Raw genomic sequence first — 14,561 nt, 5'->3', positions numbered from 1 at the left:
GATAGAGACTAAGTGACCATTGAAAACTTATCAGTTAATTTTCTTTAACTAACGATTTGAGTTAAATAGTTAAGTTCACCTCTACAAATATCTCTTAGGTTTTACATGCTAACGCCATATAGTTCTTAGTAATTTTCAGCAGTATGGCTGTTTGCTTTTTCTCATTAGCACACTTTTAATTATGATTACTTAGTTAACGAACAGCAAGTGCTAGGTTATTACGTTTCTAAACCGTTAGAGCACAGTCATATTGCCGATTATATGACGCACAGCAAAACTTGATAAACTGATGCTAAAAAGTTAACTTTTAATATATGTTAGTTGTGTTGATAACAATTAACTGACAACAATAAGGGGAGTTTAATGCTATTTTTTGTTCGGGTTTTTATTATGGTTGCTATTGTAACAAGCAATATCGCCATGGCTGGTGCTGATAAGTTTATTACTGGCTCTGCGATCAAAAACTATGGCAAATATGCCAAGGTTCAACAAGATCTGCACTTTGATAAAAATGCCTTGTTCAAAGTCGCTTTTGATATTAGTGAGCAAGGTAAAGTGGGCGAGGTGAATCGAAAAATAGAAACCTTAGCTCGCTTTATTAATATGCATGTGGCGAATGGCGTACCCGCTGAAAATATTCACTTAGCTTTAGTTGTTCACGGTAAAGCCGGTTTTGATTTATTAAAGTCGCCGTTGTACCAAGAAAAATTTAACAGCACTAATGCTAATATTCCACTTTTGCAGGATTTAATGAAAAACCAAGTGCAGATTTATCTGTGTGGACAATCAGCCGCTTATTACGATATTGACAAGCCATTATTGGAGCCTGGCGTTAAAATGGCGCTGTCTGCAATGACAGCTCATGCTGTTTTAAACAGTAAAGGTTATAGTTTGAATCCATTTTAGTCCCATGTCCTGGACTATTGATGAATAATGGTTTGATTAGACAGCGTTAAGGCATATATACCCAAACCACTTGAAAATGCAGGATTCAGCAAGTCGAAAAAGGGTTAGCACCAAGGCATTGATTGAAAGGAATGTTTGTTCCATTGTCGAAATCAATAACGCCGGAGATGACCCTTTATCGCCTTGCCCTGCGGGAGCTAAGCTAGAAAATCAGTGCAGCGTTGCATACATGGATGTATGTACTTAGCTTTTGTCTGGAGCAAAAAAGCTGTGCAGCACTTGATAAGGAAATAACCATTATCTGCGTGCTGTGCCTTGCGCTGATTTCCTAGCTTAACTCTGAAACTGCATTTTCAAGTGGCTTGGGTATAAACACTGGATAAACTCCACAACCATAAAGGTAGCGTAATAATAGACAGTAGGGTGGTGGTAACGACGGTGCCGGCAATTGTTTCTTGGTGCTTTACTTGCTGTTTAGCAACTAAATAAGCATTAACCCCTGTAGGGCTTGCACTTAATATCACCAATGTCATGGTAATGATTGCTGAAAAATTAAAAATATAATGGCTAGTTAATAGTATCAGGCTTGGCAGTAATACTAACTTTAGTAGGCTGGCTGACAGTATAAACTTTATCTCACTACGAATTTTATAAAAAGCTAGCGATGCGCCAAGCAAAAATAAAGCGAGAGTAATAGCAGGTTTACCTAATAGTAATAAACTATCATTAATTATACTTGGTAATTTTAAAGCCATTAAATTAACTAAAAACCCGCTGGTTATAGCGATTAATAGCGGATTGTAAAAAGTTTGTTTGAGAAAAACTCGCCAGTTAAATTGTTTAATATTAACCGCTAAAATACTTGTTACACCAAATAACAACGCACTGTGTAAGCTAACGACAAGAAATACTGTTGGCAGTGCTTGCTCACCTAAAACCATTAATACCACCGGCATACCCACGATAACATTATTTGAATAACTTGCTCCTAGCGCGTAAACAGCAGATGCGGGAAGATCGCGCTTTAAATGTTGATGAAAATAATAGTTTAACGCCCAAGCACAACCATACACCAATAAAGCCGGCAGATAAAAAGCACCATAGATGCTTAAATTTATTGTGCTTAAATCGGCATTGGCGAGCTGTTGAAATAAAAAGGCCGGTATAGCGAGGTTAAAAGTAAATTTAGTTAAAGCATCGATTTGAGCTTTAGTAAACCAAGCTTTTTTTGCGAGTAAAAAACCGATAAAACCAATAATAATCAACGGGCTAATAAGTGAAATAATCGCCATTAATGGACCATATTGTTAGTATTGGTTTTCAAGGTAACTTTCTATGATTAATTTTGCTGATGCGGCGTCAATATTATCTTTTTTAAGATTACGATAGCCACCATCAGCAAACAAAGCCTCTTTTGCGGTTGCGGTTGTTAAGCGTTCATCTTGAAACTCTACTTTTATGCCAAACCGGCCGGCAACACGATTACCGAATTTTTTCGCATCGCGGGTAAGTTGTTGCTCACTACCATCCATGTTGAGAGGTAGCCCAACAACAATAAAGTCAGGCTGCCATTCATTGATGAATTTTGTCATACCATCCCAATCAGGAATACCATCACGGGCTTTTACTGAGCCTAAGGGAGAGGCTGAACCGGTTAACTCTTGACCAACAGCAACACCAATATATTTTTTACCAAAGTCAAAGCCGATGATTGTTCGTTGGCCAATAGCCGCTTTACTTGCCATTATGCATGTCCTACTTCACTAGATAGATGAGCAATATCAATGCCTAACTTCTCAGTGGCTTTTTTCCAGCGCTGCTCGATGGGCGTATCAAAAATAATCGTGTCATCTGCTGGGGTTAACAACCAAGAATTAGCTTTAATCTCTTCCTCTAACTGACCGGGACCCCAGCCGGCATAGCCAAGTGTTACCATGTATTTTTCAGGGGCATCTTCTGTACCGAGCGCCATTAAAATATCTTTTGATGTAGTGATCATAACATCATGACTTAAGGCTAACGAACTGTTCCAGCCAGGCTGTGTACTATGCAAAACAAAGCCTCTATCTTGTGACACAGGGCCACCGGTTAATACTTGTTGAGCAAGTGCAGGGTTGTCCTCCTTAGCTTCATCAATTTGTATCAGCAGTTCATTTAACGTGATGTCGATAGGCAAATTAATAATTAAGCCCATTGCGCCTTCAGCGTTATGTTCACAAATATAAGTCACGGTTTTATTAAAGTAGGAGTCGTCTAAACTTGGCATAGCAATCAAAAGTTGATTTTCAAAACTATCCATAAATACACCTCAATAAGCAAAGGGAAATAGGCTAAAGAGGGTCATCTTTAGCATTAGTTGTCATATTAGATTTAGCGTTTTTTAATATTTTGCTCAATGGCATCCATTAATTTGCCACTAATATTTATCGGGTATGCTGCTTCAATTTCACGAATACAGGTTGGGCTAGTGACATTGATTTCAGTGACTTTATCACCAATGACATCTAAGCCAACAAAGTATAAGCCACGTTTTTTTAATTCTGGTGCGATTGTTTCGGCAATAAGTTTATCACTAGCACTTAACGGACGAGCTTCACCACGGCCACCTGCGGCTAAATTACCACGTGTTTCCCCTTGGGCAGGAATACGGGCTAAACAGTATGGCATTGGCTCACCATTGACAATTAAAATACGTTTATCACCGTCAACAATTTCAGGCATGTACTCTTGAACCATAGCATATTGTGATGAATGAGCCGTTAACGTCTCAAGAATAACACCGACATTAGGATCATTTTCACCAATACGGAAAATAGATGAACCACCCATACCATCTAATGGTTTGATAATTATATCTTTGTTTTCTTTGTGAAATTCTCTAATTTTTTGATTGTTACGAGTAACTAACGTTTTTGGTGTTAGCTCAGGAAACCAAGCCGTAAATAGTTTTTCATTACAATCACGTAAACTTTGTGGTTTGTTAACAATTAATGTCCCGGCAACTTCTGCTCGTTCTAGCATATAAGTGGCATAAATAAACTCAGTATCAAACGGTGGATCCTTACGCATTAATACGGCGTCTAAGTCTGCCACATTGATATCTTCACGTGCGTCGAGTTCATACCAATGTTCTGGGTCATCAAATACTTTTACTTTTGCCGCTGTTGCACGACATACGCCTTGCTCTAAATAAAGATCCTGCATCTCCATGTAATAAATTTCATAACCACGCGCTTGCGCTTCAAGCATCATTGCCATTGAAGAGTCTTTTTTTACTTTGACCTCGGAAATAGGGTCCATTACAACGCCAATTTTTATGCTCATATTTTTTCCTAATTGTCTGAATGTTTTGATAACTGCTTGCTGCCCTAAAGCTAGGTTAAGTCACCGTAGCGACATTGCAAGGCGGTGATTGCTGTTAAAGCTGCTGTTTCTGTTCTTAGTACACGAGGACCAAGTAATACATCGTGAAAGCCTGCACTATTAGCACTGGCAATTTCATCATTACTTAATCCCCCCTCTGGACCTATCAGCAAACGTACGCGATTGTTTTCAATCGGTAGACTCATAATTGAATGCTGAGCTCTGGGATGTAAATTTAACTTTAACGCTGAACTGTCTTGCTGTAACCAGTCATCGAGGTAAATTGGTGCCGCTACAATAGGGACCGTACATCGACCACTTTGTTCACAAGCACTGATGACTATTTTTTGCCATTGCTCATGTTTTTTCTCTAAACGTTCTCCAGTAAGCTTTACACCACAGCGTTCAGTAAATATCGGCGTAATCGTATTTACCCCTAATTCAACTGACTTTTGTAAGGTAAAGTCCATACGATCGCCGCGAGAAATACCTTGGCCTAAATGAATATTAAGTGGCGATTCATTCTCGACTTTATTTTTCGCAATAATTTCAATGTCAGCATGTTTTTTACCCACATTACACAGTTTCGCTTGGTATTCGTAATAGCTTTGCTGTTCAGGCAAACCATTAAATAAAGTAATGTCGTCGCCATCTTTAAGGCGTAAAACCCGCACGGTATGCCCAAAAGCATCATCGCTTAATGCTTGCGTTTGGCCGACTTCAAATGCCTGTGCTTGGTAAATACGAGGATTACGCATAAAAATGTTCCATGTTGCTCATTTGAGATTGTTAGGTTAGCAATAATGCTATTGACAAGATCAGCAGTTAGCGCTTTTTAAAACACTGACTGGCTATTGTTCTTAATATAGCCTGTAAATAAGGGCAACTCATCGAAAATTCAATTGTTTAAGGGAAAAAGATTATATTATTTTGTCGACGGTTTATATTCTAAACCTTGATAGCGGTTAATTTTTCTGAGTTTCGTGAGCCGTTTCACTATTACGATCGGTGATGAGAAAGCTAAACTGCTCGCTGTAGTGCCGCCAGGATGGTTTTAGCAATGGCGGCTAGCACTTTACTTATGGGGCTACATTTACGCGCTTTTTGTGTTGTGGAATAACTAGGTACCTATGTGAGTAATAGTATTTCTACATATTAAATCAATAATTAACGGGTATATTAACTGAAATTAAAAACCCGTTAATTGGTTTTTTATCGTTTACTTAGTGACTACTTGCCAATTGTGAACTTAGTATCGTGATCACGTAATAAGTACAAGGCAAAACATGCTGCCCACATTGGCCATGCGGCAAAAAATAGTAAATGTTTAAAGGCATCTAAATATTGTGCGTAAGCCGATAAGGTTGAACCACCGTGTAGTAAAAAAATAAGACCGTATGAAATACGCTTTTTAAAACCAAAAAGAAATGCGAAAACTAATACCAGTTGCAGTGCACCTAATATATACATGATGGTTTCACTTGAACCACTTAAACCATAGAATTTTTCAAAAATTCGAGTGCCATGACCTGGGTTAACAAATTTGTCGAGTGTCCACATGAACATAACCACAAAAACACCTAATCTTAGTGATAATAATGACCACTGCAAACGATTTTCTACATCTGACGATAATGGTTGAGCCATAAAAGTTCCTTGAAATATTAATAATGAATAAAAACTAATTGAATAGACCATGCAACTCAGCTTTTCTTACAAAATTTAATGATTTGTTATCTTTTATTTTTCATCGTTCAATATTTTATTTACGCCGGTTAGATTATTGAACAGTGCCAAACGATAAGTTTTAGCTTCAAGTTGCATAATGGCTTAGCGTTACAAAATGTGAAATTTAAGTGCCATGTGATTAATCATGGGCTACTTAGAAAGCTGAATTTTTGTCTTCTGCTGTTGAGCGAGTGAGTAACAGCGTATGCTTCTATTGATTATTACGTTTTAACTTAATTATTAGACATAAAAAAACCGCTTATTGAGCGGTTTTTTATACTGAAATTTACTGCATTAGCGGAAACTTATTAGATGCCCGCCGATAAACGTAGTGCTTCAGCTTTATCGGTTTTTTCCCAACTAAATGCGGTAAACGTATCATCACCTACCGTCATTTCAAATGGTTCGCGACCAAAATGACCATAAGCAGCAGTCTGCTTATACATTGGGTGTAGCAAATCTAACATTTTGGTAATGCCGTATGGGCGTAAGTCAAAATGTTCACGCACAAGCTCAACTAAACGTTGTTCAGAAACTTTACCGGTGCCAAAGGTATCAACAGAAATTGATGTTGGCTCTGCAACACCAATAGCGTATGAAACTTGAATTTCACAACGATCAGCTAGACCGGCTGCAACAATATTTTTTGCAACATAACGACCCGCGTATGCCGCACTGCGATCAACTTTTGATGGATCTTTACCAGAGAAGGCACCACCGCCATGACGTGCCATACCACCGTAGGTATCAACAATAATTTTACGACCTGTTAAACCACAATCTCCTACTGGGCCACCAATAACAAATCGGCCGGTTGGGTTGATATGAAATTTAGTATCTTTAGTTAATAGCTCTTCTGGTAAAACATGCTTAATAATGTTTTCCATTACCGCATTGTGTAAATCTTCTTGTTTGATGTCTGGATTATGTTGAGTAGATAATACAACTGTATCAATAGCTACAGGCTTGTTATCTTCATAAATAAAAGTGACCTGGCTTTTTGCATCAGGGCGTAACCAAGGTAATACACCCGATTTACGTGCTTCAGCTTGACGCTCAACTAAACGGTGCGAATAGTATAATGGTGCAGGCATCAATGTTTCGGTTTCATTCGTGGCGTAACCAAACATTAAACCTTGGTCACCAGCGCCTTGATCTTCTGGTTTTACACGGTCAACACCTTGAGCAATTTCAGGTGACTGCTGGCCTATTAGATTCATAATGCCACAGGTTTCTCCGTCAAAGCCTACATCAGAAGAGGTGTAGCCAATGTCAGAAATAACATCTCGAGTGATTTTTTCTAAATCTACCCACGCAGATGTTGTTACTTCACCTGAAATAATGGCAACACCAGTTTTTACCATAGTTTCACAGGCAACGCGTGCATGTTTGTCTTTGGCAATAATAGCATCTAAAACCGCATCAGAAATTTGATCGGCAATTTTATCTGGATGTCCTTCTGATACTGACTCAGAAGTAAAAAGGTGTGTAGACATAAACCCTCTGTGTAAATTAGCTATAAAACTTAATAGCGACATTCTAACCGTTTAGTAAACTATTTCCTAGAGTTTTTTACGCCTAGATGGCTAAACGTCTTTGAGCTACATCAAAATTTGTCGCCATAGCGAGACAAAACTTGTTTTTGATTGATACCAAGGGCATAAATTTTTTAGGGGTAGTGCTTTAATTGCAATGGACGCTGCCAAATATGGCTGAAAAGCGCTTGCTGGGATTCACTATGTTTAGAACTATAAAAGCTAGTGGTGCCTAAGTCCTTACTGGTATTGCTTAATTGGTGCAATGTTAATTGTCGTTGCAATTGCTCTGTGACAGGTTGTGCCGTTTCCATGATAAGTACGCCGTCGCCACAAATTTCACTAATTAGTGCTTTAACTAATGGGTAGTGCGTGCAACCTAATACAATAGTATCAACACCTTGGGCTATTAGCGGCAGTAAATATCCGCTCAACATCTGCTGACATTCAATCGAGGCTTTTTTGTCTTGCTCAATTAGCTCGACTAACCCAGGGCAGGGCTGAATTGTCACGTCACTGTTGTTACGATATTGTGCTACTAAGCTAAGAAAACGCTGATTTTCTGCCGTTGCTTTTGTCACTAAAATGGCGACTTTTTTGTTTTTACTACTGTGGGCTGCAGGCTTTATCGCAGGCTCTACGCCGATAACCGGAATTGAAATATTTTTGCGTAGCTGATCGATAGCATTAACCGTAGCGGTATTGCAGGCAACGACAATAGCTTTAACTTTCTGCTCAATAAACCATTGCGCAATTTCGTTAACGCGCTGTTGGATAAATTGCGCCGACTTTTCTCCGTATGGAGCATTTAAGGTATCTGCAACATAAAGTAAGTTTTCGTGCGGAAGTTGCTGCTGAATACATTGCGTTATCGATAATCCGCCAACCCCTGAGTCAAAAATACCAATAGGATCATCGCTATGCATTTGCTGCAGATTGTCTCGCTTTGAAATCGCTATCTTAGTCTCAGTGTTATTTTGCGAGGGCATTAAATAATTACGGCTTAGAGTGAACATAAAACAATATTGTTAAGTATATTATTAACCGGCAAATGAGATCTATAAATATTTAATCGAACGGCTATCCCATCGCAGAAAAAATCTGCCCATTCTGCCCATATAGTTGCTTTGATGAACTACGAATGCCACATATTGTCCGTTAATGTGGCACTAATGCGCCACTAAAATAGCGTCATATTTTAAGCAACTGCCGTTTTATAAGTAACACCAAAAAATCGCTAGCCGCATCCGTTGTGATAACTAAAACACAACGGATATTTTTTTATATTGGCTATTTATATTGAGCATTAAGTTTTGATAACAGCCACCTTTGCAGAGCATCTTCACTGTAGCGAGGATGCCAAGCGGCAATAACATCAAATGGCTCGGGTGATTGTGCGAGTGGAATTTCGACTAAATTTAGTCCTTTTATTGCTTTTGATGGCAAAAATGCAATTGAATCTGTGGTTTCAAGATACATGGGCACAATAGAAAAACAAGGAGCAGAAACCACTACATTACGCGCTAAGCCAAATTCTTTAAACCAATCATCAATAGAGCCTTTAAAGTTCGGTCGTGAAGGTGAAGCGATAATGCTGGGGTAGCTAGCTATTTCAGCCAGAGAAGGACGAGTTAATGCTATTGATGAGTGAGTTGAAGTTACGCAAACATGGTGCTCTTCAAATAGTTTTATTATCGGATAGCTATCAGGTATGTAATCAGGAAAAGCGATTGCCAAGTTTACTTTGCCACTTTCCATTAAGTCATGCAGCTTATCAATCTCAAAATCTCTAACGATAAGCTTCAGGTTAGGGGACTCTTTTCTTAGTACTGAGATTAACCTAGGTAAAACCACCTGCTGTGCGTAATCGGTGGCTGCAATAACAAAGGTGCCGCTAACGGTTTTAGCATCAAATACTTTAGGTGCTAATAAAGCTTGAAATCCTATCAACAAATGATTGATCTCTATCGCGAGCTCTTCGGCATGTGGTGTGGGAATAAAACCGTTGGTCTTTCTTAGGAATAATCTATCATCAAAAACATCACGCAGTTTTTTCAAGTGCTCACTGACCGCTTGCTGCGTCATCCCTAAACTAGTCGCCGCTTTTGAAGCGCTCTTCTCTTTTATAAGCGCTTGAAATACCCTCAATTGCTTAATGTCTAATCTGTCTAATTTACTCATTGTTTAGTCCTGAAAGTCAGACGCTTAAAAAGTAACGCCCCGCATAACCAAATATTATTGTATCACTTACAAAATATTGTTGTTTCTATTTGTTTAGGCACTTCTTTATCATTCACTTCATCGAATGAAACACGTTAAACAAATGGAGAAAAAAATGAAAACAGTTATTTTAATTGGTGCTTTAGGCAAAATGGGTCAAGCAGCATTAACAGGCTTAGCTAAGCATAAAGTTATTACCGCAGGTCGCTCTGGCGAAGTTGATCATCTTGTTGATATTACCAACGAACAATCAATCAGAGACTTATATGAAAAAGTAGGGCATTTCGATGCGGTGGTCAACACCGTTGGTTTTTGTGAATATGCCAACTTTACTGAGATGACTGAAGCGCAATGGATGACCACTATCATGAGCAAAATGATGGGACAAATTAATCTGGTCCGCATTGGCCAAGAATACATTGCTGACGGTGGTTCATTTACCTTAATCAGTGGCATTTTAAACATGAAACCTATCCCTTTTGCTATTGCAGACGCAACAACAAGTGGCGCAATCGACACCTTTGTAAAATGTGTATCGTTAGAAATGCCAAGAAATACCCGTATTAATGTTGTTAACCCGACGGTACTTGTTGAAGCGTGGGATGTTTACGGTGAAATGATGCCAGGTTTTGAGCCCGTGCCAGGAACGTTAGTTGGAAAAGCCTTTGAGCGCTCTGTTGATGGCTTTATAACCGGCGAAGTTATTGTTGTTGACGCTTAATATCGCTTATTTCAATTGGTACTTAAGGTGAGTGCTAAAAGTACTCACTTCATTTATGCTTTCGGAGTTAATAATGAAAAAATATATCTTGCTACTCATCACGCTTTATATTTCAGCGTGTAGCAATCTGCAAAATGCGACTGATGGGCAAATTGCTGTTAAGCAAGCAGACTCAACGCAAGCGTGTAAAAGAGTATCCGTACACAAAAATATTATAAAGCGTTGCCGACCTGTTATTGCCGACTAAACACATGTGTAATATGTTTATATTCTCGATTTTGTTCTCGCTTTTGTTGTCGCTTGCACTTGCACAGGCTTATAACGTCGAGTTCTTTTAAAAAATAACCAAAGACCCGTAACTGAAAAAGCGCCAGGTAATAACGCAACTAATAGCCAGAAAAACTTAAAGCCGGTGCCCAAAAAATTGCCGATATGAAAAGTATATTTAAAATTCCAAATTCGGGTTGCTAAGTTTGCAGTACTGGCATCGTAGGTTTTTATAACTTCGCCCGAATAAGGGTTTATCCATACCCAACTGTAAGCAAAAAACTCACCAGGCATTTTGACTCTAAGTTTGAGTGCCTGGTCATCAACAGGTAAATAAACTCGAAATAATTCGCCCTGTGCCATGCTTTCAATACCACGGCTAAATGCGAGATCTAATTGCAGCTTTTGCTCTGACTCAGCAATGCTAGGGTGTTGTATTTGTTCAACAGATTGAGTAATTAAAGCTTCTACTCCCCACTTTATTTGGCTTTGCCAGTTAAACGCTATACCTGAAACAGCGATAAGTAATAAAGGTATAAAAGCAAATACGCCAACGACGGTATGCAATTGGTAATACTTAACTCTTGGTTTGGCTTTAAGGTTTATTTTTAAACGCTTGAGTCTATTTTTAGGTTTAAGCCACAACGTTAAACCTATGAGCATTTCTATGATCAACAGCAAGCTAATGATTGATACTACTATTTTTAGTGGTTTTTCGTTTGCCTCATCGCGTAACAGTAACCATCGATGCCAAGCCATTACAAAACCATAAAAGCTATCTTCCTCTAGATAGTGGTGGAGAATATCACCATTAAAGGGATTGATACTAAGCTGCTGACCATCATTAAGTTGAAACTGCCATGCTTTATCTTTTTCAGGGGCTAATTGCACGCGGTTAACCGAATGGCCAGTGCTAGCTTCAGCGATTGAAATTAACTGAGATAGTGGCAGAAAATTAGCTTGTGGTTTTACCTGCCAATACTCAGGTTGGATGTTATTTTGTATTTCTTTACCAAATACTAATAGCGCCCCAGAGATACTCAGGTTAATTAAAAAGAAAACCATCAGTATCGCTAAGACAAGATGAATACGCCTAAACCACTGCTTAAACACAGGCTATGTTCCGGCGATATTCATTTATAAGGGCGCTATTGCTATTAAGAGTTTTTAACATTAAAAGTTATAAGCCAAGCCTAAGTTCATGGTTCGGCCTTTACCTTTAACATTCCAGCCAGTAAAGGTATGAGACTGGGCAATATGAGAAAAGTAATCGTTATTAAACAGGTTTTCGATACCGACAGATAAACGTAATGCTTCACTAAGGTCGTAGCTTGCTGATGCATTTATTACATTATATGACGATACGGGCGCTGTTCTGCCACTATATTTTCCGTCGACAGATTCAAAGCGATCACGACTACCAACACCAATATAATTAATTGCTAAGCGTAGCTTTTCACTCGCTTGATAATTGGCATAAGCCGTAACTTTAGGTGGGTTAATTGAGCCGCCATCAAGGTAAGTATCGTTAGCTTTATTTTTACCTTCAGACCAACTGTAACTAAATCCTATATCGATATTTTCTGTTAATGTCATATCGACAGCCGCTTCAAAGCCCCATATTTTCTGCGGTGCGCGTTCTAATCTATAGGTGCCGGTGCTAGCATCTTCTATCATATTACCACCATAATTATTGGTCGAATAAAATGCCGCCATTTCAAGGTGAATATTTTCATATCGGCTACTAAAACCGATTTCAGAATTTTTTACGATAGAAGCTTTAGTATCAAGTAAACTTAATTCATTGAATGTTGCATTACGTAACAAGCTGCCAACATTGGCAATATCAAAACCTTCAGAGTAACTAATAAATGGGCTGAAAAGCTCGCTATTACTATAACGAATACCCACATTATAAGTTGTGGCGTCATACTTTAGTGTTCCGCCTGATACTGCCACAGGTACAGTACAATCTTTACCAGGGTTGCAGATCATTAGCGTACTAAAATCATCAACGCCAATTTCTATTGATTCTTGACGCACACCAGCTTTTAACACCCAATTCTCGTCAAATATTACTTTGGCTTGTAAATAACCAGCAATATTATCCATGTCCATTTCAGGTGTCCACATACGGCCATCGACTAACGGTTGAGCCGTAGTGTCATTTAAAATATCAACACCGTATATCAGTGTGGCTTCAACGTTATCGAAATCAAAAATACTATTAAAGTTTAAACGTAAGCCGGTTTTATCTGACGTGATCATTGATTGACCACCAATAAAGCCTAGGCCTTCATCTTTGAATTTTTCATGATAAAAAAATACATTTTCAATTTTCTGCCAATATGCATCCACGGTAAAGTCAGTATTATTAAATATCTCCATATCACGATACTGTAATCTTGCGTTGTGATTACCACGTGGGCCTTGCGGATCGCCAGGTACATTAATGCCAGCTATGTTTTCAATTGCATAGCTTTTAATGCCTGAATTTACATTGCCTTCAACTGCTATGTAATCGCTATCTTGCTGACCTTCAAAGTAATTATAACTAAATTGAACTGAACGTAAGTCATCAATGTAATAATTGAATTTGGTAAATAAATTATCAGATTTGAAGTTTGACAAGCCATAAGTAAGCCCTAAAGCATCACCTTCTGCATCACGGACAACGCCAGATTCATCACTAACAGCACTAACGACATAATCAAAATTCCCTAGTGTACCGTCTATTTCAGTTTCAATACGTCGACCTGCACTATCTTCAAATTTTACCGTTGAAAAACTACTACTCACGGCTACTCGCCCTGATAATGCTTTTTCACTACTTGCGGTTTTCGTAATGTAATTAATAATACCGCCAGCAGCACCATTACCATAAATAGAGGTGGCACCTTTGATCACCTCAATACGTTCGATCACACTGGGGTCTAATGAGCGTATTCCAAGTTTACCATCACGTAATGGTGTTGACTGTGGCACACCATCAATCATCACAAGTGCGCTTCTTCCACGCAGAGATTGCCCTGAGTTAGTATTAGTGCCGGTATTTGCAGCACCCATGCCCGGCACATGAAGAGCTAGCATGGTTTGAATCTCAGCCGATGTCAGTAAATCTTGTGTTAAGGTTTTGTTATCGATAATTGATACGGATGCAGGGACTTCATCTAGGCTTTCTTCAATACGGCTGCCTGTTACAATAACTCTTTCGATATCTTTAAAGTTAGCTAGTTGGCTATCTACTTCTGCGTGAACAGTGAAGGTGGCACATACAGCAAGTGCGATGACTGAGTAGTTCTTAAAATTCATTGAACAAAATCCTTTCTAAATACAATAATTACATGACAATTTTAATTTTCGCAAATGATAATGATTTGCATTGTTATTGCAAGTAATAACGTTAAAAACCGCAAAATAATTGATAAGTATCAATATAAAGCCTGCTAGTTAGGCGCTTTACACTGGCATGAAGAGAAAATCAGAAATTTAGGAAGAAAATAAAATCAAGCTGAAGCAATAACTTTAACAAAAATGAGCAGGGGATGATTTTAATCATCTGGTCAACTTTAGAGTGCTGAGCGGAAATATCGTTGGTATTTATAACCAGCGTAAGTTTAATGTTTTTAGTCTTTGAAAGAATACGAATGTATTAAGAGTAGGAATTTAAGTGCCTTCCAAGGTGCCGCCGCTCACATAGTCCTGAACACCGGGGGCTTTTCTAGAGCTGCGCGGAAATATCGTTGATATATTTAACGTGGTATTTGAAGTTGAATAATTTGAAGGGGGGGAATTTAAGTGCCTTCCAAGGTGCCGTAGCT

14 protein-coding genes are annotated in these 14,561 nt (G+C 38.6%); 3 read left to right on the top strand and 11 right to left on the bottom strand.

Going from position 1 to position 14,561, the window contains the following annotated elements:
• The first annotated feature begins 363 nt into the window (after positions 1 to 363).
• Entirely contained in the window at positions 364 to 906 is a 543-nt protein-coding gene (locus B0169_RS16610; RefSeq protein WP_235838614.1) for a DsrE family protein, read from the top strand.
• Between the two features lie 353 nt (positions 907 to 1,259).
• Here B0169_RS16610 and B0169_RS16605 read toward each other — a convergent pair whose 3' ends face one another.
• From B0169_RS16605 to B0169_RS16565, 9 genes are all read right to left on the bottom strand, one after another.
• Positions 1,260 to 2,198 (bottom strand): AEC family transporter, encoded by a 939-nt coding sequence (locus B0169_RS16605; protein ID WP_077287878.1) that lies wholly within the window; start codon positions 2,196 to 2,198, stop codon positions 1,260 to 1,262.
• Positions 2,199 to 2,213: 15 nt separating this feature from the next.
• Positions 2,214 to 2,651, bottom strand: a complete 438-nt coding sequence (ruvX, locus tag B0169_RS16600) for a Holliday junction resolvase RuvX (protein ID WP_077287876.1) — start codon at positions 2,649 to 2,651, stop codon at positions 2,214 to 2,216.
• Entirely contained in the window at positions 2,651 to 3,205 is a 555-nt protein-coding gene (locus B0169_RS16595; protein ID WP_077287874.1) for a YqgE/AlgH family protein, read from the bottom strand. Before B0169_RS16595 ends, ruvX begins: the two co-directional genes overlap by 1 nt.
• A 71-nt stretch (positions 3,206 to 3,276) precedes the next feature.
• Positions 3,277 to 4,230 carry a glutathione synthase gene (gene gshB, locus B0169_RS16590; RefSeq protein ID WP_077287872.1) on the bottom strand — a complete coding sequence of 318 codons (954 nt, stop codon included), beginning with the start codon at positions 4,228 to 4,230 and terminating at the stop codon, positions 3,277 to 3,279.
• 50 nt (positions 4,231 to 4,280) lie between these two features.
• Positions 4,281 to 5,027 carry a 16S rRNA (uracil(1498)-N(3))-methyltransferase gene (gene rsmE, locus B0169_RS16585; RefSeq protein ID WP_077287870.1) on the bottom strand — a complete coding sequence of 249 codons (747 nt, stop codon included), beginning with the start codon at positions 5,025 to 5,027 and terminating at the stop codon, positions 4,281 to 4,283.
• Positions 5,028 to 5,499: 472 nt separating this feature from the next.
• On the bottom strand, positions 5,500 to 5,916 hold the full coding sequence (locus B0169_RS16580) for a hypothetical protein (protein ID WP_077288096.1): 417 nt from the start codon (positions 5,914 to 5,916) through the stop codon (positions 5,500 to 5,502).
• Positions 5,917 to 6,305: 389 nt separating this feature from the next.
• Positions 6,306 to 7,493, bottom strand: a complete 1,188-nt coding sequence (gene metK, locus B0169_RS16575; protein ID WP_077288095.1) for a methionine adenosyltransferase — start codon at positions 7,491 to 7,493, stop codon at positions 6,306 to 6,308.
• Positions 7,494 to 7,666: 173 nt separating this feature from the next.
• Complete coding sequence (murI, locus tag B0169_RS16570; protein ID WP_235838613.1) at positions 7,667 to 8,521, bottom strand: glutamate racemase; 855 nt, start codon at positions 8,519 to 8,521, stop codon at positions 7,667 to 7,669.
• Positions 8,522 to 8,822: 301 nt separating this feature from the next.
• The gene (locus B0169_RS16565) at positions 8,823 to 9,713 is read right to left on the bottom strand and encodes a LysR family transcriptional regulator (RefSeq protein WP_077287868.1); all 891 of its coding nucleotides are present in this window, start codon (positions 9,711 to 9,713) and stop codon (positions 8,823 to 8,825) included.
• A gap of 154 nt (positions 9,714 to 9,867) precedes the next feature.
• On the opposite strand from B0169_RS16565, the gene B0169_RS16560 reads away from it, so the two are divergent.
• Together B0169_RS16560 and B0169_RS19280 are read left to right on the top strand one after the other, a co-directional pair.
• Positions 9,868 to 10,473, top strand: coding sequence for a short chain dehydrogenase (locus B0169_RS16560; RefSeq protein WP_077287866.1), 606 nt, complete (start codon positions 9,868 to 9,870; stop codon positions 10,471 to 10,473).
• Positions 10,474 to 10,546: 73 nt separating this feature from the next.
• Positions 10,547 to 10,720, top strand: coding sequence for a hypothetical protein (locus B0169_RS19280; protein WP_158077113.1), 174 nt, complete (start codon positions 10,547 to 10,549; stop codon positions 10,718 to 10,720).
• Positions 10,721 to 10,737: 17 nt separating this feature from the next.
• On the opposite strand, the gene B0169_RS16555 is transcribed toward B0169_RS19280, so the two are convergent.
• Both B0169_RS16555 and B0169_RS16550 read right to left on the bottom strand, forming a co-directional pair.
• Positions 10,738 to 11,853 (bottom strand): PepSY-associated TM helix domain-containing protein, encoded by a 1,116-nt coding sequence (locus B0169_RS16555; RefSeq protein ID WP_143323580.1) that lies wholly within the window; start codon positions 11,851 to 11,853, stop codon positions 10,738 to 10,740.
• Positions 11,854 to 11,913: 60 nt separating this feature from the next.
• Positions 11,914 to 14,052: a TonB-dependent receptor gene (locus B0169_RS16550; RefSeq protein WP_077287862.1), complete on the bottom strand. Its 2,139-nt coding sequence runs from the start codon at positions 14,050 to 14,052 to the stop codon at positions 11,914 to 11,916.
• Positions 14,053 to 14,561 lie beyond the last annotated feature (509 nt).

This window comes from Cognaticolwellia aestuarii, assembly GCF_002000025.1.
Lineage (GTDB): Bacteria > Pseudomonadota > Gammaproteobacteria > Enterobacterales > Alteromonadaceae > Cognaticolwellia > Cognaticolwellia aestuarii.
Note: the sequence above shows the minus strand (reverse complement) of the source record. Positions and strands in the feature narration are given on the sequence as shown.

Excerpts from the sequence above, each read along its gene's own strand:
- metK (WP_077288095.1), bottom strand. The coding sequence starts at position 7,493 with ATGTCTACACACCTTTTTACTTCTGAGTCAGTATCAGAAGGACATCCA.
- ruvX (WP_077287876.1), bottom strand. The coding sequence starts at position 2,651 with ATGGCAAGTAAAGCGGCTATTGGCCAACGAACAATCATCGGCTTTGAC.
- B0169_RS16580 (WP_077288096.1), bottom strand. The coding sequence starts at position 5,916 with ATGGCTCAACCATTATCGTCAGATGTAGAAAATCGTTTGCAGTGGTCA.
- B0169_RS16595 (WP_077287874.1), bottom strand. The coding sequence starts at position 3,205 with ATGGATAGTTTTGAAAATCAACTTTTGATTGCTATGCCAAGTTTAGAC.
- B0169_RS19280 (WP_158077113.1), top strand. The coding sequence starts at position 10,547 with ATGAAAAAATATATCTTGCTACTCATCACGCTTTATATTTCAGCGTGT.
- gshB (WP_077287872.1), bottom strand. The coding sequence starts at position 4,230 with ATGAGCATAAAAATTGGCGTTGTAATGGACCCTATTTCCGAGGTCAAA.
- murI (WP_235838613.1), bottom strand. The coding sequence starts at position 8,521 with ATGCCCTCGCAAAATAACACTGAGACTAAGATAGCGATTTCAAAGCGA.
- B0169_RS16565 (WP_077287868.1), bottom strand. The coding sequence starts at position 9,713 with ATGAGTAAATTAGACAGATTAGACATTAAGCAATTGAGGGTATTTCAA.
- B0169_RS16550 (WP_077287862.1), bottom strand. The coding sequence starts at position 14,052 with ATGAATTTTAAGAACTACTCAGTCATCGCACTTGCTGTATGTGCCACC.
- rsmE (WP_077287870.1), bottom strand. The coding sequence starts at position 5,027 with ATGCGTAATCCTCGTATTTACCAAGCACAGGCATTTGAAGTCGGCCAA.
- B0169_RS16610 (WP_235838614.1), top strand. The coding sequence starts at position 364 with ATGCTATTTTTTGTTCGGGTTTTTATTATGGTTGCTATTGTAACAAGC.
- B0169_RS16560 (WP_077287866.1), top strand. The coding sequence starts at position 9,868 with ATGAAAACAGTTATTTTAATTGGTGCTTTAGGCAAAATGGGTCAAGCA.
- B0169_RS16605 (WP_077287878.1), bottom strand. The coding sequence starts at position 2,198 with ATGGCGATTATTTCACTTATTAGCCCGTTGATTATTATTGGTTTTATC.